Origin of the sequence: Epibacterium sp. MM17-32, assembly GCF_022348205.1 — a bacterium.
GTDB lineage: Bacteria > Pseudomonadota > Alphaproteobacteria > Rhodobacterales > Rhodobacteraceae > Epibacterium.
In genome coordinates this window covers 20,217-37,409 of record NZ_JAKRFC010000019.1, presented here as the reverse complement: position 1 = coordinate 37,409, position 17,193 = coordinate 20,217, and the positions used below count along the sequence as shown (strand labels likewise).

The following is a 17,193-nucleotide window of genomic DNA, read 5'->3' as shown; positions in this document are numbered from 1 at the left end:
CATCAGATCGCTCCCACCAGAATGTCGGCCATCCGTTCGCCGATGATCACGGTTGGGGCCATCGTGTTGCCGGTCGAGACCTGCGGCATGACTGAGGCGTCGGCAATCGACAGTTTTTCGATGCCATAAACTGACAGCGACCCATCCACGACCGACATCTCGTCCGTACCCATCTTGCAGGTGCAGCTTTCGTGGAAATAGGTCCCGGCAGCGCTGCGGGCGAAGTCCTTGAGGTCTTCGCCCGACAACGCGCCGGGCATCACCTCGCGTTTCACGAACTCGGCCATCGGGGAGGAGTTGCCGATTTCGCGGCACAGTTCAATGCAGCGGGTGAGCGCGGTCAGGTCGGCCTCTTCCTTAAGGAAGCCGCCGTCAATCGAGAGGGGATCGCTGGGGTTCGGCCCCGTGAGCCGCACCTCGCCGCGCGATTTCGGTTTCACGATGCCGGGCGCGATAGTCCACGACCCCGCCGGAACCTCGAAGGCCGGGCCATGGACTTCCGATGCGTAGGGCACCTCAATCTGGAAAGGTTGTAGGTCGGGTGTGTCGAGGTTGGAATTCGACTTCCAGAAGAATGTCGCCTCGGCCGCCGAGTTATGCGGCGGCAGCGGGGTGTCATACTCCCATACGCAGCCCGCGGCGAGGATGTGATCCTGGAAATTTTGGCCGACCCCGGGCAGATCATGCGCTACCTCCACGCCAACCTCGCGGAGGTGAGCCGCCGGACCAATACCTGACTGCATCAGGATTTTCGGCGTGTTGATCGCACCTGCCGAGAGCACGACGCGTTCATTCGCGCCCACGGTCATCACTTCGCCGTCCTTCTCGAAAGTGACGCCCGTCACGGTGGTTCCATCAAGCTCGACGCGGTGGACGGTTGCGCCGGTCACCAGTGTGATGTTCGGGCGCTTCAGCGTTTCCCAAAGGTAGTCGGCGGGCAGGTTGCGGCGCATCCCGTCCTTGATCCGCACATTGGCGAGTGCCGCACCGCCCTCGCCTTCCATCATTTCGCCGTTCATATCGGAATAGGATGGAATCCCGACGCTTTCACAGGCTTGCAGAAAGGCCGGCGCGATCGGGTTAGGGTCTTCGACCTCAGTGACGAAAAGTCGCCCTCCCGTGCCGCGGCGGCTGTCATCTGCTGGGCCGTGCCAATCTTCGATCCGCTTGTAAATCTTCAGCACATTCTCGTAGTTCCAGGCCTCATCGCCGGTTTCGGCGGCCCAGTGGTCGAAATCGTTCTTGTGGCCACGCGCCCAAATCATCACGTTGATCGACGATCCGCCGCCAACAACCTTGCCCATCGGTAGGATCAGAGAACGCCCGTTCACCTTGTCGGAAGCCTCTGCGGTATAACCCCAGTCACGTTCGGAACGGATATTGGTGGGCCACATCAGCGGGTTCAGTACTTCGTCAATCTGATCGGTATCGCCGGCTTCCAGCACCAGTACGTTGGCATCGGTTTCGGCTGCCAGTCGTCCAGCGACCACAGCGCCGCCTGACCCGGAGCCGACGACGATATAGTCATAGGATCTAGCCAGGTTCTGCGCATTATAGCGCTGCGTGATCGCCGCATCGCCCAGTTCCTGTGCCCAGACTTTGGCTGTCGCCAGCGATGCGCCGGCCGCCACGGCCATCTGTATAAAGGCCCGCCGCCCGATGCGGCCATGCACCAGCCCGGCCTGAAGCGTCATCAGCCTATCGCCCTTTTCGAGTGCTTTCGAAAAAATTTTCATGATTGTCCTCCCAAAGACATAGTCGCCCGCTCCAAACGGCTCCTCACCGCATGAGGAGCGGGCCAATTCTTACTTTCGGCTAGCGTCTAGAACGGCAGTGGGTGCGGCTGACGCTGGGTCGAGATCCAGCGCTGCGTTGTAAAGGCCTCGATGGCGCCTTTCGGTCCCCATTTGCCGCCGCCACCCGAAGCCCCGATTCCCGAGAATGGGCAATGCGGTTCGTCGTGGACCGTCGAGTCGTTGATGTGGACCATGCCCGCATGGATGCGCTCGGCCAGAAGTTCACCGTGCAACACATCGCCGGTAACGACAGAGGCAGACAGACCATAAGGCGTGTCATTGGCCATCGCGATGGCTTCATCTTCACTGTCAAACGGCGTCACGGTGGTCACGGGGCCAAAGACTTCATCTGTCCAGACATCCATCTCCGGCGTCACGCGGGTCAGCACCGTAGCGGTGTAGAACGGTCCTTGGGCCTTGCCGCCGCATTCAGCTTTGGCACCAGCCTTGACGGCTGAATCCACCATGGCCTCGATCCGGCGCAGCTGACGGGTGTTGATGATCGGGCCGACCACGCAGGTCTGTTCGTCGGGGTTGGTGGGGACGAAATTGACTGTCTTAGCCACAAGCTTTTCGACAAACGCATCATAAATCGAACGGTCCACCAGAACTTTGTCGCAGGACATGCAAATCTGGCCCTGATGCAGGAACGAACCAAAGAATGCCAGATCGACTGCACGGTCGAGATCGGCATCCTTGCGCACGATCATCGAGTTCTTGCCGCCGAGTTCGAGCACGATCGGTTTGAATGCCTTGGCGCAAGCGGTCGCGAGAAGCTGACCGACGCGTGTTGAGCCTGTAAAACTCATCACCGCGATCCGTTTGTCATCTACAAAAGCATTTCCCACCATGGCCGCACCGTCGCGGGAGGTCGTAACAACGTTGAAAACACCCGCTGGGAAACCCGCGTCGTTGAAGAGTTCCGCCAACATCAGGCCACCGGACAGGGGACTGTCTTCTGAGGGTTTCAGAACGGCGGTGTTGCCGAGCGCCAGCGCATAAATGAAGCCTCGCAGCGACAGGTAAAGGGGGAAATTCCACGGGCTGATTGCGCCCACGACGCCTGCGGGCGAGCGCAACGTGCGATTTATCTTCCCCGGTACCTGGCTCGGATAGATCTCGCCGATCTCGCGGGTGGTCAGCCCGGCGGCTTCGGCGAGCGCCAGCGGTACTAGCGAGCATTCAAACATCGCCTTGCCAAAGCCCGAGCCGGTCTCAGCGACGAGCATGTCCACGAAATCCTGCTGACGCTCCACAAACAGTGCCGCAGCGCGGTGAAAAAGCCCTGCGCGCGCAGCAGGAGGCAACGCCGCCCAGTCTGGCTGCGCCTTTGTCGCTGCGTCAATGGCCGCCGTCACATCGTCCGCAGTTGCGTCCGCGACTTGCGCAATGGTGTCTCCGGTGGTGGAATTGTCCGTCGCGAATGTCTTTTCGTTGCTGGCCGCGCTCCACGCGCCGCCAATAAACATCTCGCGGGCCGGCACTTTTGTGTCCCCGCTGCCTCGCTTAAGCCAATCGAGCATTTTCTTTCCTCCCAAGATGAATTTTGGATATATGAAAATGCGATCAGAATTATTGCGCCATGAACAAAACACGCAACACTTGGAACAAAACAATCAAGACAACATACTTGGCGGTCTCTGACGGCGCTTACGATAACCCGCAGGCGTTTCGCCTGTGGTCTTGCGGAAAGTTCGACCGAAATGGCTCGCATCAGAAAAGCCAAGCTCAAAGGCAAGAGCCTCTATCGGCGTCAGAGACTTGCGCAATTGACGTTTTGCCTCGGCGATGCGGACCTTGTTGGCAAAGCGCGCCGGCGTGGTGCCGAAGTACTTCTTGAACTGGCGGTTCACGGACGATTCCGACGTCGCGGCAGCACGTGCCAGTTCCGCGATCGGCACATGGCGGTGCAGGTTGTCCCGGATGAGGCTGGCTACCGCCGCAATACCGGAATCGTGCGATCCGTATTTGCTGACAAGCAGGGAACGCCCGCGAAGCTGGAGTAGCCGTAGAAGAAGATCGTCAATCTTGGAGTCAATGCGCAAATCGGAAAACACATCTCTTTCGGTCCGAAACAGGCGCATCAGGTTCGGCAGATCAAGCTCATCCGCCTCGCCGCCCCGCAACACCGAGAACGCTGTCCAGTCGAGCGACATCGCGATCGGGTGCCCGCCACGCGTCATGGTCTCGTTCAGTCGTCCAAGCACTGACTCGACGCGCTCGTTTTCGATCTCGATGCAATCGCATTCAATCGGAGCGTCCGTGCGCGCCATGCTCAAGTCGATGTCGATTTCCAGCCCCGGCGGGACGAACATGACATCGCCGGGCATGAAGTCGAATGCGTCGCTGTCCGACACGCTCATGATTTTGTGACCGCGTCCCAGGCGGCAGATGATCGGGTTGGCAAAGCAAAACTGGACCCGTGCAGGGGTGTTTGTGAAGTAACTCGCTGCCTCCGAATGCGAAGCATAATGCGCGGACCGGTATTCGACCAGTTTCCTCACCCGGCGCTCCGCCTGACTGTTTCTGGCTAAATCTAGCTGGGTCATTTCATTTCTCCCTTCACGACCGACTGACGCGGCGCCCCTTTCCCGGTCACTCTATGAGGTGCGCACCGAGGAAATTTCTATTAAACTAATTTTCTGCCAATCGGGGTGTGCAACAAAGGTAACAATTGATACCTTGTGTTTACCGCGAAGCTCACATGTAGGATTGGGTCGAAATGGTATCACTCGAAACCGCTAGCGGCAAAGTCCGCGACGGTTATCTGTGAGCGATATCTGAACTGCGACTCATGTTGGGATTGTCCGTCGTCAGAGTTTCCCGGATCACTTCGGCCGTTTTCCATCCGAGGCATTTTCTGGGTGTTGCGTTGAGGCGGTCACAGATCATTTTCAATTCATGATCTGTGACCGCCGTGATGTTGCGCTTCCAGCAAGATAGGGCATTTATCGCAAGCCAGTTTAGAATGTGCCCGGCTACAAGAAATTAAACGCATAATTAGACTTATGTTAGTTTTGTGGTTGTCGCGGCACCTCAGACAGCTTCGAGCGCGATTGCAATCCCCTGTCCCACGCCAATACACATGGTCGATAACGACTTTTCTCCAGGTTTGAGGTCCAGCATCGCTGAACCAGTGATGCGGGCACCTGACATGCCAAGCGGATGGCCGAGAGCAATAGCGCCGCCGTTCGGGTTCACGCGGGCGTCATCATCCGCGATCCCCAGGTGCCGTAGTGTGGCCAGACCCTGCGAAGCAAAGGCTTCGTTAAGTTCGATTACCGAGAAGTCTTCTTGTTTCAGTCCAAGTCGCGCCATCAGCTTTTCCGACGCCGGTGCCGGCCCGAAACCCATGATGCGCGGTGCGACGCCCGCGGTTGCGCCGCCCAAGACCCTTGCGATCGGTGTGAGGCCAAATTTTTTTGCGACGTCGCTGGTGGCAAGGATCAATGCTGCGGCACCATCGTTCACGCCCGAAGAATTCCCAGCGGTTACAGTGCCGTCCGCTTTTACGAAAGTTTTCAGTTGGGCGAGCGCTTCCAAAGTCGTACCCGCGCGAGGGTGTTCATCCTGTACGACGATCTTTGGCTCCCCCTTTCGCTGAGGAATCTCTACCGGGACAATTTCACGGGCCAAACGACCGTTCGCCATGGCATCTCTCGCCTTTCGCTGCGAACGCATGGCGAAGGCATCTTGGTCGGCGCGGTTGATGCTGAAGTCTTCCGCTACGTTTTCGGCCGTTTCAGGCATGCTGTCGACGCCGTATTGACTCTTCATCTGTTTATTGACGAAGCGCCAGCCGATGGTGGTGTCTTCAGCAGAATTTTCGCGCGAGAATGCAGTTGTAGCTTTTGGCATCACAAACGGAGCACGAGACATGCTTTCCACACCGCCAGCAACAATGAGATCGGCTTCTCCAGCTTTGATCGCGCGGGCGGCTGTGATTACGGCGTCCATACCCGATCCGCACAACCGGTTCATCGTCGTGCCAGGGACACAATCCGGAAATCCCGCGAGTAGCAGCGACATGCGTGCGACGTTGCGGTTGTCCTCGCCCGCCTGGTTGGCGCAGCCGAAAATCACTTCGTCAATGGCCGCTAGATCTAGCTTCGGGTTTCGGCTGGCCAGGGCCCTGAGTGGGATTGCACCAAGATCGTCGGCTCGCACAGAAGAAAGCGCGCCGCCATAGCGACCAATTGGTGTGCGGATGTAATCGCAGATGTAGACGTTTGTCATTCTTAGAGTGCCTTTGTCATATCCGGGACGGCGTCGAGCAGGTCTGCGACCAGGCCGTAGTCGGCGACCTGGAAGATCTGGGCCTCTTCATCCTTGTTGATGGCGACGATGACCTTGCTGTCCTTCATGCCTGCAAGGTGTTGAATTGCCCCGGAAATCCCGACCGCGATGTACAGCTCGGGCGCCACGACCTTGCCGGTCTGGCCGACCTGCCAGTCGTTCGGTGCGAACCCGCTATCCACCGCCGCGCGCGAGGCGCCGACCGCCGCGCCCAGCTTGTCGGCCAGGCCCTCGATGATCGCGAAGTTCTCCTCGGAACCGACGCCGCGACCGCCCGAGACCACGATCTTGGCCGAGGTCAGTTCCGGACGATCCGACGCCGCGACCTTGTCCTCGACCCAGGCGCTCAGGCCCGCGTTGCCGGCCGCTGCGATGGCCTCGACGGCGGCCGAACCACCCTGGCCAGCCGCGTCGAAGGCGGTGGTGCGGACGGTCAGTACCTTCTTGGAATCGTTGGACTTTACCGTCTGAATCGCGTTGCCCGCGTAGATCGGGCGTTCGAACGTGGACCCGTCCACGATGGCGGTGACGTCCGACAAAACCATCACGTCCAGCAGCGCCGCGACGCGCGGCAGGATGTTTTTCGCGCTCGCCGTGGACGGAGCAACGATATGTTCATAATTGCCTGCCAGGCTGACCACCAGATCGGCGACCGGCTCGGCCAGGCCGTTGGCATAGGCGGCGTCATCCGCCACCAGAACCTTTGCCACGCCGTCGATCTTCGACGCGGCCTCGCCTGCGGCAGCGGGGCCCGCAACCAGAACGGTCACATCGCCCAGCGATTTGGCAGCGGTCACCGCCTTGGCGGTGGCGTCCAGCGCCAGTGCACCACCGGCGATTTCTGCAAGGAGAAGAACAGCCATTACACGATCCCCTTTTCTTTCAGCTTCGACACCAGCTCGTCGACCGAGCCAACCATTTCCCCGGCCGAACGCGCGGCGGGCTCTGCCGTCTTGACGACGGTCAGGCGCGGCGTGACATCGACGCCGAAATCGGCGGCGGTCTTTTCGTCCAGCGGTTTCTTCTTGGCTTTCATGATGTTGGGCAGCGAGGCGTAGCGCGGCTCGTTCAGGCGCAGGTCGGCGGTGACGATCGCCGGCAGCTTCACCTTGATGGTCTGCAGACCGCCGTCCACTTCGCGGGTCACGACGGCATGCTCGCCCTCGATCGCAACCTCAGAGGCATAGGTCGCCTGACCCCAGCCCAGCAGCGCCGCCAGCATCTGGCCGGTCGCGTTCATGTCGTTGTCGATCGCCTGTTTGCCCGCGATCACCAGGCCCGGCGCCTCGGCGTCGATCACGGCCTTTAGGATCTTGGCCACCGCCAGCGGCTCGATATCTTGGTGCACGTCGTCGGCGGCCACGACGAGGATCGCCCGGTCCGCGCCCATCGCCAGCGCCGTGCGCAGCGTTTCCTGCGCCTGTTTCACGCCGATCGACACGACGACAAGCTCGTCCGCCTTGCCCGCTTCCTTCAGACGGATCGCCTCTTCAACCGCAATCTCGTCGAACGGGTTCATCGACATCTTCACATTCGCGAGACCAACTCCGCTACCGTCCGCCTTAACGCGAACCTTCACGTTGTAATCAATTAGGTGTTTTATAGGTGCAATTATTTTCATTGGCGTTTATCGTCTTGGAAATTTGCAATGGCAGTAACGGCCCGGGTTCCAGGCCGTTACTTGGGATGTGTCTCTGTCAATTCGCAGTATAACCGCCATCTACTACAATCTCTGCTCCGTGAACGAACGATGACTCATCCGATGCGAGGAACAGGACCGCATTCGAAACCTCTTCAGGTTTGCTTGGCCGCTTGAGCAGCGTGGCCCCCAGAATTGCCTGCCGGGTCTCTTCGTCGGCGTGTAGCAGATCTTTTGTCATGGGAGTATCGATGACACCGGGATGGATCGAATTGACACGTATGCCACTTTCGGCCAGGTCGACTGCGCAGGATTTGGTCAACATCCGTACGGCGCCTTTGGATCCAATGTAGGCTCCCGCCGAAGCGGCACCAACAATCCCATAGATTGAAGAAATATTGATAATTGATGCTTTTTCGGTCTCTTTCATCAATGGAACCGCGGCTCGGATACCGAGATAAACACCGCGTACATTGACGTTGATCGTCATGTCAAATTCGTCAGGCGAGGTTTCGTGGAGCGGCTTCAGAATGAGAATGCCAGCGTTGTTCACTAGCACATCAAGTCGACCAGCACTTGATTGCACCGTGGAGATGACATTCTTCCAATCTTCTTCAAGCGTCACGTCATGCTGAATGAATTCCGCCTTCCCTCCGGCTCCAATGATACCTTTTACTACGCTTTCACCCGCTTCCGTATCACGGTCGGTTACAAATACATGCGCGCCTTCACGTGCCAGCGTTTCACAATGGGCTTTTCCCATGCCCATGGCGCCACCTGTTACCAGTGCGACTTTTCCGGATACCCGTCCCATAGTTCTCTCCTGAGTGTTCATGAACAAATTTAATTGTTTCCGCCGGGTTTTCTTAATGCCCGACGGAATTCTTTACACCTTCTCGGCAGTGCGGTCGCGGATCAGGGATGTATAACCTTCCTCCTTAACCGCACTAATGGCATTGCGATAATTGCCAATCCCGGCCATGTAGAACATCACCGCATTCTTCTTTCCGGGGATATTTGCGCCGAAGATCCAGCTTTCAGCTTTGGGGAAGAGTGTCATGTCGGCGATTTCACGGCAGGTGCCAACCCAAGCGTCGCGCGCCTCCACGGTTGGCTCCACACTTTGAACCCCCTCTTCTTCCATTGCGCAAATCGTGTCAGCGATCCATTCAACTTGCGTCTCAATGCTGGGGGGCAGGTTAGTGAAGGGGCCATTAGGGCCAAGGATCATGAAGAAGTTAGGGAAGTCTACCTCCATCATGCCGAGGTAACCGAGTGGGCCTTCCTTCCAAGTGTCGCGCATGGTCACGCCTCCGCGTCCGCGGAGGTCCATTTTGACGTAATTGCCGTCGACCGCATCGAAACCAGTGGCAAAGATTACGATGTCAAGCTCATGCTCCTCGCCGCTTTCGAGACGAATGCCGTTCGGAGTGAACTCTGCGATCGGATCGGCCTTCACGTCGGCGAGGGTCACGTTGTCTCGGTTGTAGACCTCGTAATAGTTGTTTCCGCAAAGCGGGCGCTTGGCGTAAAGGTCCTTCGGCGTCAGTTTCTCTGCGACCTTGGGGTCCTTCACGATTTTCTTGATCTTGCCCTTGATGAAGTCAGCGGCCGCATCATTGGCCACTTGGCTGGTCGCAATATCGCAAAAGGTGCCAAACATGAAATAGAAACCACCGCCGCGCTGCCAGGCGGCTTCGAAGACCCGCTCCCGTTCCTCGGGCGAGGCGGTTTCGGCGGGTTCGGCGCTTTCTTCGAAGCCGAAGGCCACAACAGAATTCTTCACTTGATTCCAGATATTATCGTAGTTCGCCTTTTGCTCGGCGATGGTAGCATCGTCTTGCGGGGTGTTCCCAATCGGCACGACATATTGTGCAGAGCGCTGAAAAACAGTCAGGTGTTTTGCAATTGGTGCCGTTGCAGTGATAACCTGAACACCCGTCGAGCCGGTGCCGATAATGCCCACGCGTTTGTTGCTCAAGTCCACTCCCTCGGGCCAGGCACCTGTGTGTAAGATACGGCCTTTGAAATCATCGATGCCCTTGAATTTTGGAACATTCGTTGCGGACAAGAGACCGAGGCCAGTGACAAGGTATTTTGCGGTAACTGTCTCACCACTATCAGTGATCACGTTCCAGAGACCGGTTTTTTCATTATAGTGCGCGCCATCCACTTTGGTGTCGAACTTGTAGCTGCGTCGAAGATCGAGATGATCCGCTACCTCGTTCATGTATTCGAGGATCTCGGGCTGGGTCAGATACCGGGTTTTCCAGCGGCCTTTTCGAAGCAACTCTTTGTCAAAAGAATAGCGATAGACATAGCTTTCCGTGTCTGACAGCGCACCGGGATATCGGTTCCACCACCAGGTGCCGCCAACGTCACTGGCGCTGTCATAGCCCCGGACGTTCAGTCCCTGCTCGTTGCGAAGTTTGTGGACAGCGTAAAGCCCGCCGAAGCCCGCGCCAATGACGACTGCGTCAAAATCCGCTCCGACCGTTTTAGTATTCTCAGTCTGAATGTTCATATCACTCCTCCCAGAGTAAGACCGCTCCGCCCCGCAGATTGCGGGTGAGATGCTAGATGAATGTTTCGTAGGGGTTTGTCTCGCACCGCACCGCAATGCAGTGCGAGTACAGGTCTCAGAGGGCCCGATACCATGCGGCGATGCGACCAAGTTCCTCGTTTGCCTCGGGCGCGCGTCCCGAAAGCGCGGGAAAGACATGCTGCATGCCTTCGACGATAGACAGGGTCACGTTTACGCCCTGTGCCTTGGCCTTTTCGTGCAACCGTTCGGCATCGCTCTTAAGCGTCTCGGCCCCTCCGGCATTGATATAGAGCGGCGGGTAACCGGTGAAATCGTTCTCCAGCGGGTTGGCCAACGGATTAAGCGGATCCGTGCCTTCACCGAGGAACATCCCCGCCATCGCTTCGAGGATCGGTTTGCCGACTAGCGCATCGGTTTCCGCGTTGGTTTCCAGTGTTTCCCCGCGCATCGCCATGTCGAGCCAGGGCGAATAGGCGATGACCGCTCCGGGCAGTGGCAACCCAAGTTCGCGTAACTTCAGCACGCTGGCGATGGCAAGATTGCCGCCAGCACTGTCGCCAGCCGTCAGAATATTTCTTGCCTTGAAACCCTTATCCAGCAGCGCTTTGTATGCGGCTACTGCATCTTCGATCTGCGCCGGAAATGGGTGCTCGGGTGCGCGCCGATAGTGCAGGATCACCGACGTAACCCCAAGCACCTTAGCGAGGTGCCCTGCCATTTTTCGATGACTATCGGCTGAGCCGACGGCAAAGCCGCCACCATGAGTGTAAACAATTACACGCGAGGTATCTGCCCCGGCTGGTAGGGCCCAGATAGCCTCAACTCCTCCGACATGATCGCTTTTGTAGCTAACGTTTTCCGGCTCTAGTGCGGGCTGCCCCCATTCATCGAACATGCTGCGCAGGTTCGCGATCGTCAGGTCTGGGTTCTCGACCATCTGATCGGTCCAATTCTGATAAAGCGCCCGCAGCGTATCCGCTTCTCTACTGATTTCCATGTTTATCCTCCCAAGCATAACATTTGGCAAAGCCACCAACTGACGTCGGCAATCTCGAAGACGTCAAACGGTCAACGGCATACGCCAATTATCTCAGAGTAAGGGCGAAAAATGCGCCATGTATTGAACAATCCTGCTTTGGAAATAGTATGATCGTGCTCAGCCTGTCGTGAGGCAGATATGCCCGTTACTAGGCTCTGTTGATGGCGTGGATACCCCCTCCCGACGGCATCGCAATGTGCCACTATGATGAGCGTTAAAAGCCATCACAGAAGGAAGGAGCATCTATGTCCGAAATTAAAATTATCGGTGTCGACTTGGCAAAGCGCGTTATCCAGTTGCATGGTGCGTACAATGATGGGTCAGTCGCGTTTCGCAAAAAGCTTTCACGAGGCCAGTTTCTCGCGTTCGTGGCACAGCAACCCAAATGCATGATCGCCATGGAGGCGTGGCCACGGCGTATGGCTGGGGCCGCGAATTTGAGAAGCTGGGGTGCGACGTGCGGTTGATACCGCCGGTCTATGTGAAGCCGTTCGTCAAACGCCAGAAGAATGATGCGACCGATGCAGAGGCCATCTTGGAGGCTGCATTGCGTCCAACCATGCGCTTTTTCGCAGTGAAGACGGAAGATCAGCAGGCCCGTGCCATGCTGTTTCGCACGCGGCAGATGTTTGTCGGCCAGCGCCCCCAGATGATCAACGCTTTACGCGGCCACCTCGCCGAACACGGATTGGTCGCGGCCCGCGGGCCTGCCCATCTCAAGCGACTCGCGGACGCAATCGCAGGTGATGACACCGCGCTGCATGCTGAGGTTCGTGACCTCGGCCGGATGTATCTGGGGCAGATTGAGGGGCTGAATACGCGTGTTGCAGAGCTTGACGCGAAGATGCGATGTGCCGCCAAGAAAGCCGACTTGGTGCGCCGAACACAAACCATGCCGGGCGTGGTTCCTGTCACGGCGCTTGCGATCGAGACATTTGCCCGTGACCTGGCCACCTTCCGGCGCGGGTGCGATTTTGCCGCCTGGCTTGGGCTTGTGCCGAAGCAGCACTCGACGGGCGGCAAAGCCCGGCTCGGGAAGACCTCGAAGATGCGACAGCGCGACTCCGGACACTCTTGGTCTCTGGCGCTATGGCTGTCCTCCAGGCTGTCGAGCGGTTTGACACACCGAATAATGGCTGGCTGAAACGCCTACTAACCCGCAAGCCGCGCATGGGTCGCCGCGATTGCGCTGGCCAACAAGATGGCGCGTGGCCTCTGGGCCATCATAATGAAACAAGAGGATTACCGGAATCCGGTGGCGGCGATGGCATAGCGAAGACGGCATGCCACGACGTCCCGGTAAGTTGGGAGTGTGAGGAGGTCACTGAAAAGTAAGGGCAAAGGATCGATCAGATCCGGGTCAGAGAAAGCAGCATTTGTGCAGGAGCCACCGAGCTCGGTTTGTTGATATGCCTCTGGTCCGCGCATCGCCATACCGGCCCGCGGTTACATCAGCGCCGCACACAGAGGCCTGATACATGACCGCACCCGATCACACGCTCGCGCCGTTCAAAAAATCACTTGCACCAATGGGGGCATGCATGCACAAATCCCGTGTCGGACTCATCTTATGAATCCAGCGTGGTAGCTGAGGTGCATGAGCAGACCGACAACCCCGACATACAAGACCATGAACTGGCCCGCTTATAACGAAGCGCTCAAGCGCCGTGGCTCGCTGACGATCTGGTTTGACCCCGAGATGAGCTGGGAGGCCGTGCCGACAGGCAGAAGAGTTACAGCGACGCCGCGACCCAGACCTGTCTTTCGATGAAGGTCCTGTTCGGCATGGCCTTGCGACAGGCGACCGGGTTCGTCGAGAGCCTGTTGCGGCTGATCGGTCTCGACTGGACGGTGCTCGACTTCAGCACCCTGTCCCGGCGCCAGAAGACCCTGGCCGTGAACATCCCGTATCGCGGCTCCAAAGGGCCGTTGCACTTGTTGGTGGACAGCACGGGGATCAAGCTTGAAGGTGAGTGGCATGCCCGCAAGCATGGCGGCCCCAAGCGACGGGTCTGGCGCAAGATCCACCTCGGGATCGACGAGCAAACGTTGGAAGTGCGCGCTGTTCAGATCACCGGGAGCCACATCGGTGACGCTCCAGTGTTACCCAACCTTCTTGAACAGATCCCGGCAGACCAGCAGTGTCACGGCTGACGGTGCGTATGACACACGAAAATGCCAGGACGCGATTGCGGACCGTGGCGTCCACGCCGTTATCCCACCAGGTAAGAACGCAAAGTCTTGGAAGACCATCACCGCCTAAGCCGCGTCGAGACGAAGATGCACTGTGTTAAGTTGCTGGGGCAGCGCCTTATGGCGCGGGACTTTGACCGTCAGGTCGCGAAAACCCTTTCTAAATAACGAGGCACCCTCCAGTCGCAAGGGTCCTCTTTGACAAGCGCGCTAAACAGCGCGGTCAACCGATCCTTGCCGATATTTTTGGCGTGGTGCATCAGGCCTCCCCGCCAGCGGGGAAATCCGTAGCCGTGAATCATTACTAGGTCGATGTCTTGCGGTTTTTCTGCTACGCCTTCGTCAAGGATATCGCAGGCTTCCGCCACCATTGTGAGCAAGAGCCTTTCTACGATTTCGTCAGCTGAGAACTCGCGGCGAGTGAAGTTCATTTCTTCTGAGACACGGAGTATTTCGCTAGCGACCAGCTCCGAATGTGAGGGTTTGCCGTCTGGCCCATAGTCGTACCATCCGGCGCCCGATTTGCGTCCTAGGCGTTTGTGCTTTTCGACCAGCCGCTCGACCAAGGGCACGTGACCACAGCAGTTCCCTTCGGCAACTGCCTTGCGACGGATATTCGCGTAGGCGATGTCCAGCCCCGACATGTCCTGTGCAGCATATGGACCCATCGCCATACCGAATCCGCGCATAGCCGCGTCGATCTCGTCGACATTAGCCCCCTCCACCAGAAGGCGATTAGCGGCGCGACGGTAGCTCGACAAAATTCGGTTTCCGATGAAGCCATCGCAAACACCAGACAGTACCGGGATTTTACCAAGCCTGTGCGCCAGCACAAGTGCTGCACCTAATGTTCCGTCTGACGTTCGGTCGCTCCTGACGACTTCCAGAAGTTTCATAATATGCGCAGGACTGAAGAAATGCATCCCTACAAAGCGTGCCGGGTGTTTCAACCCATCAGAGAGCCGATTTACATCGAGATAGGATGTGTTTGTGGCAATGATGGTCTCGGGTGGCAGTGCGCCTTCGAGTTCGGTCAGGATCGCGGTCTTAACCGCAAAATCCTCGAAGGCCGCCTCGATTGCTAGATCGGTTGGTGGCAGAGCGTCATAGCCTGAGACCGTAACCAGCCGGTCTTCAACCGTCTTTGCCGCATCGACGGACAGAATACCGCGACTGATACCCTGATCAATCAGCTTTTGCAGGTTTTTACTGGCCCACTCGGCGGACGAGGCACTACGTTCGACGACAGTCACCGAGATCCCTGCGGTCGCCAGCGTGTACGCAATAGCTGCGCCCATATTGCCACCACCGACCACGATGGCGGTTTCAGCATCTCGGGAAGGTCGGGGGTAGGCGCGCCCCTTGTTGGTTGCGGTACGCTCGGTGAAGAAAACGTGCCTAAGGGCCCGCGCCTGATCCGAGGTACGAAGGTCCAAAAACGCAGAGCGCTCGCTGGCTAGTGCGTCGTGCAGCGGCGTCGTCGCACTGGTCGCGACTAGGTTCACCGCAACCTGCGGGGCATTCTGGCCAGGCATACGCCGCGCTACATGCGCTCGGGCGACTTCCGCTGCGACGTGGTTTGGCTTTGGTGAAGGAAGATTGTCGGGTGCCTGTGCCGCCTCAAGTACATCGTCATCGAGAGCTATGGCCGCGCCAAGCGGGTCATCGGCTAGCAGCTGGATCAGTCCCATTTTCAGTGCCTGCTCGGCGGAAACAGCCTTCCCGGTGACAATCATGTCAAGCGCAGCTTCAATACCGATAAGTCGCGGCAGTCTTTGGGTTCCCCCTGCGCCAGGCACGATCCCCAAGTTTACCTCTGGCAAGCCCAGTTTGGCAGAAGTTGAGGCGATGCGATAGCAGCAAGCCAGAGCAATCTCTAGTCCCCCACCAAGCGCAGCCCCGTTGATTGCTGCGATAGTAGGAATCGGGAGGTGTGCAAGTTGCATCAGCACATCATTTAGTTGTGGATCAACAGGCAACTTACCGAATTCCTTCGCATCCGCGCCCGCGACGAAGGTCGTTCCTGTGCCGGTGATAATCAGCCTGGTAGCCCCAGTTTCGAGGACTTTGAAGATACAGTGTTGTATTCCAGCCCGAACCTCCGCGTTGATTAGGTTAAGCGGCGAATTGTCTATGGTCAGAATTGCTGCGTCATTTGAGAAGCTTAATTCAACAGGCATGGGCATCCTCACAGCACTGGCGCGCGATTGCGCGAGATAAATTTGGTAATGAGATAGCCTTCGAAGGTTTCCGTCCCGCCTTCAGTCCCATAGCCGCTGTCTCTCACGCCTCCAAACGGAGTCTCGGGCAGAGCGAGGCCGAACTGGTTGATGCTTACCATACCTGCCTGCAAACCCGCAGCTGCTTTATCTGCACGCTCTAACGAATTGGTAAAGACATAGGACGCCAGCCCGAAGGGTAGCCCGTTGGCCCGCGACAGTCCGTCCTCTATGTCACGAAAAGACGAGACGACAGCAATCGGGCCGAAGGGTTCTTCGCGCATCAAGTCAATGTCGTCGTTGGGCGTATCGACGATTGTCGGGGCATAGAAGTTACCATGATTTCCAAGCCTTTTGCCTCCCGTCAACACCCGTGCGCCGTTTTCGCGGGCATCCTCGACGAGCTTTTCCATCGCATTCACGCGTCCGCGATGACACAATGGCCCCATCTGTGTGCCCTCGGTTAAACCATCGCCCACCTTTACGCTCTCAAATGCTGAAACTAGCTCGGACAGAAATCGGTCGTAGATGCCTTGTTGTACGTAAAACCGGGTTGGGGCGATGCACACCTGGCCTGCATTGCGCAGCTTGTTGCCCGCCAAGGCGCGCGCCGCGGCCGTGGCATCGGCGTCGTCGAACACCAATACGGGCGCGTGACCGCCGAGTTCCATCGTCGCCCGCTTCATGTGGCGGCCAGCCAATTCTGCCAGATGCTTGCCCACCTCGACCGAACCGGTGAAGGTGATCTTGCGCACCTCGGGGCGCGCAATAAGAGTTTCCGAAATGAAGGCCGCATTACCCCAGACAAGGTTCAGACAGCCTTCGGGCAAGCCTGCATCCAGCAGATAGCGCGCAATTGCCATGCAGCCCGCCGGAGCCTCTGCCGGGGCTTTCAAGATCATCGTGCAACCTGACGCAAGCGCCGCCGCGACCTTGCGTACCGCTTGGCTCAGCGGAAAATTCCAAGGCGTGATGGCAAGGCAGACGCCTATCGGTTCGCGCACGACAAGCTGCTGTACCCCCGGGCTGCGCGATGGAATGATGCGCCCATAAATGCGCCGACATTCCTCGGCGTGCCAGTCGACGTGGTCAGCTGAGGCGCGGACCTCAGCCAAGGCCTCAGCCAGCGGCTTGCCTTCATCGAGAGTGATCCAGCCAGCGATCAGTCTGTCATTTTGGCGCAGCAGGTCGGCAAACCGTCGCAAAATTGCACTTCGTTCCATGGGAGAGCTGTTTTTCCATCGGCGAAAAGCTGATTCGGCCGAGTGAACCGCATGGTCCAGATCTGCGGCGCTAGCCTGCGGAATCTGTCCGATAGTTTGCCCGTTTGCAGGGTTTATGACTGCACGATCCTCCGGCGTGGGAGAAGCGATCCAGTCCCGTCCGATGAGGTGCTGGATGGTCGGATAATTCATTTCTTTCATGGCGTTATGCCCTCGCTCAGTTGTGTCATCCGCAGGATCCGG

At 58.0% G+C, this 17,193-nt stretch carries 11 protein-coding genes and 2 pseudogenes; 2 read left to right on the top strand and 11 right to left on the bottom strand.

What is annotated here, in order from left to right; translation table 11 throughout:
* Window positions 1-2: 2 nt before the first annotated feature.
* The 9 genes from MHM88_RS20930 to MHM88_RS20890 all read right to left on the bottom strand — a co-directional run bounded on the left by MHM88_RS20930 (window position 3) and on the right by MHM88_RS20890 (window position 11,273).
* Complete coding sequence (locus tag MHM88_RS20930; RefSeq protein ID WP_040179402.1) at window positions 3-1,736, bottom strand: GMC family oxidoreductase N-terminal domain-containing protein; 1,734 nt, start codon at window positions 1,734-1,736, stop codon at window positions 3-5.
* A gap of 86 nt (window positions 1,737-1,822) precedes the next feature.
* On the bottom strand, window positions 1,823-3,319 hold the full coding sequence (locus tag MHM88_RS20925) for an aldehyde dehydrogenase family protein (RefSeq protein ID WP_040179400.1): 1,497 nt from the start codon (window positions 3,317-3,319) through the stop codon (window positions 1,823-1,825).
* 93 nt (window positions 3,320-3,412) lie between these two features.
* Window positions 3,413-4,345 carry a helix-turn-helix domain-containing protein gene (locus tag MHM88_RS20920; RefSeq protein WP_040179399.1) on the bottom strand — a complete coding sequence of 311 codons (933 nt, stop codon included), beginning with the start codon at window positions 4,343-4,345 and terminating at the stop codon, window positions 3,413-3,415.
* Window positions 4,346-4,832: 487 nt separating this feature from the next.
* Window positions 4,833-6,032, bottom strand: a complete 1,200-nt coding sequence (gene pcaF, locus MHM88_RS20915) for a 3-oxoadipyl-CoA thiolase (RefSeq protein WP_009804213.1) — start codon at window positions 6,030-6,032, stop codon at window positions 4,833-4,835.
* 2 nt (window positions 6,033-6,034) lie between these two features.
* The gene (locus MHM88_RS20910) at window positions 6,035-6,955 is read right to left on the bottom strand and encodes an electron transfer flavoprotein subunit alpha/FixB family protein (RefSeq protein WP_009804214.1); all 921 of its coding nucleotides are present in this window, start codon (window positions 6,953-6,955) and stop codon (window positions 6,035-6,037) included.
* Window positions 6,955-7,713: an electron transfer flavoprotein subunit beta/FixA family protein gene (locus MHM88_RS20905; protein ID WP_009804215.1), complete on the bottom strand. Its 759-nt coding sequence runs from the start codon at window positions 7,711-7,713 to the stop codon at window positions 6,955-6,957. The genes MHM88_RS20910 and MHM88_RS20905 overlap by 1 nt, the downstream gene beginning before the upstream one ends.
* A gap of 76 nt (window positions 7,714-7,789) precedes the next feature.
* Entirely contained in the window at window positions 7,790-8,545 is a 756-nt protein-coding gene (locus MHM88_RS20900) for an SDR family NAD(P)-dependent oxidoreductase (RefSeq protein WP_009804216.1), read from the bottom strand.
* 72 nt (window positions 8,546-8,617) lie between these two features.
* Window positions 8,618-10,255 carry an NAD(P)/FAD-dependent oxidoreductase gene (locus tag MHM88_RS20895; RefSeq protein ID WP_239368746.1) on the bottom strand — a complete coding sequence of 546 codons (1,638 nt, stop codon included), beginning with the start codon at window positions 10,253-10,255 and terminating at the stop codon, window positions 8,618-8,620.
* 115 nt (window positions 10,256-10,370) lie between these two features.
* On the bottom strand, window positions 10,371-11,273 hold the full coding sequence (locus MHM88_RS20890) for an alpha/beta hydrolase (RefSeq protein WP_017468330.1): 903 nt from the start codon (window positions 11,271-11,273) through the stop codon (window positions 10,371-10,373).
* Between the two features lie 287 nt (window positions 11,274-11,560).
* Between MHM88_RS20890 and MHM88_RS20885 the strand changes: the two are divergent.
* Window positions 11,561-12,588: pseudogene (locus MHM88_RS20885) on the top strand (IS110 family transposase).
* A 324-nt stretch (window positions 12,589-12,912) separates the two neighbouring features.
* Window positions 12,913-13,661, top strand: a pseudogene (locus tag MHM88_RS20880) (IS5 family transposase); the annotation flags it as partial.
* Here MHM88_RS20880 and MHM88_RS20875 read toward each other — a convergent pair.
* On the bottom strand, window positions 13,649-15,688 hold the full coding sequence (locus MHM88_RS20875) for an FAD-dependent oxidoreductase (RefSeq protein WP_040609072.1): 2,040 nt from the start codon (window positions 15,686-15,688) through the stop codon (window positions 13,649-13,651). The pseudogene MHM88_RS20880 and the gene MHM88_RS20875 overlap by 13 nt on opposite strands.
* 8 nt (window positions 15,689-15,696) lie before the next feature.
* The gene (locus tag MHM88_RS20870) at window positions 15,697-17,142 is read right to left on the bottom strand and encodes an NAD-dependent succinate-semialdehyde dehydrogenase (RefSeq protein ID WP_084658595.1); all 1,446 of its coding nucleotides are present in this window, start codon (window positions 17,140-17,142) and stop codon (window positions 15,697-15,699) included.
* Window positions 17,143-17,193 lie beyond the last annotated feature (51 nt).

Excerpts from the sequence above, each read along its gene's own strand:
- MHM88_RS20920 (WP_040179399.1), bottom strand. The coding sequence starts at position 4,345 with ATGACCCAGCTAGATTTAGCCAGAAACAGTCAGGCGGAGCGCCGGGTG.
- pcaF (WP_009804213.1), bottom strand. The coding sequence starts at position 6,032 with ATGACAAACGTCTACATCTGCGATTACATCCGCACACCAATTGGTCGC.
- MHM88_RS20875 (WP_040609072.1), bottom strand. The coding sequence starts at position 15,688 with ATGCCTGTTGAATTAAGCTTCTCAAATGACGCAGCAATTCTGACCATA.
- MHM88_RS20870 (WP_084658595.1), bottom strand. The coding sequence starts at position 17,142 with ATGAATTATCCGACCATCCAGCACCTCATCGGACGGGACTGGATCGCT.
- MHM88_RS20900 (WP_009804216.1), bottom strand. The coding sequence starts at position 8,545 with ATGGGACGGGTATCCGGAAAAGTCGCACTGGTAACAGGTGGCGCCATG.
- MHM88_RS20925 (WP_040179400.1), bottom strand. The coding sequence starts at position 3,319 with ATGCTCGATTGGCTTAAGCGAGGCAGCGGGGACACAAAAGTGCCGGCC.
- MHM88_RS20930 (WP_040179402.1), bottom strand. The coding sequence starts at position 1,736 with ATGAAAATTTTTTCGAAAGCACTCGAAAAGGGCGATAGGCTGATGACG.
- MHM88_RS20905 (WP_009804215.1), bottom strand. The coding sequence starts at position 7,713 with ATGAAAATAATTGCACCTATAAAACACCTAATTGATTACAACGTGAAG.
- MHM88_RS20890 (WP_017468330.1), bottom strand. The coding sequence starts at position 11,273 with ATGGAAATCAGTAGAGAAGCGGATACGCTGCGGGCGCTTTATCAGAAT.
- MHM88_RS20910 (WP_009804214.1), bottom strand. The coding sequence starts at position 6,955 with ATGGCTGTTCTTCTCCTTGCAGAAATCGCCGGTGGTGCACTGGCGCTG.
- MHM88_RS20895 (WP_239368746.1), bottom strand. The coding sequence starts at position 10,255 with ATGAACATTCAGACTGAGAATACTAAAACGGTCGGAGCGGATTTTGAC.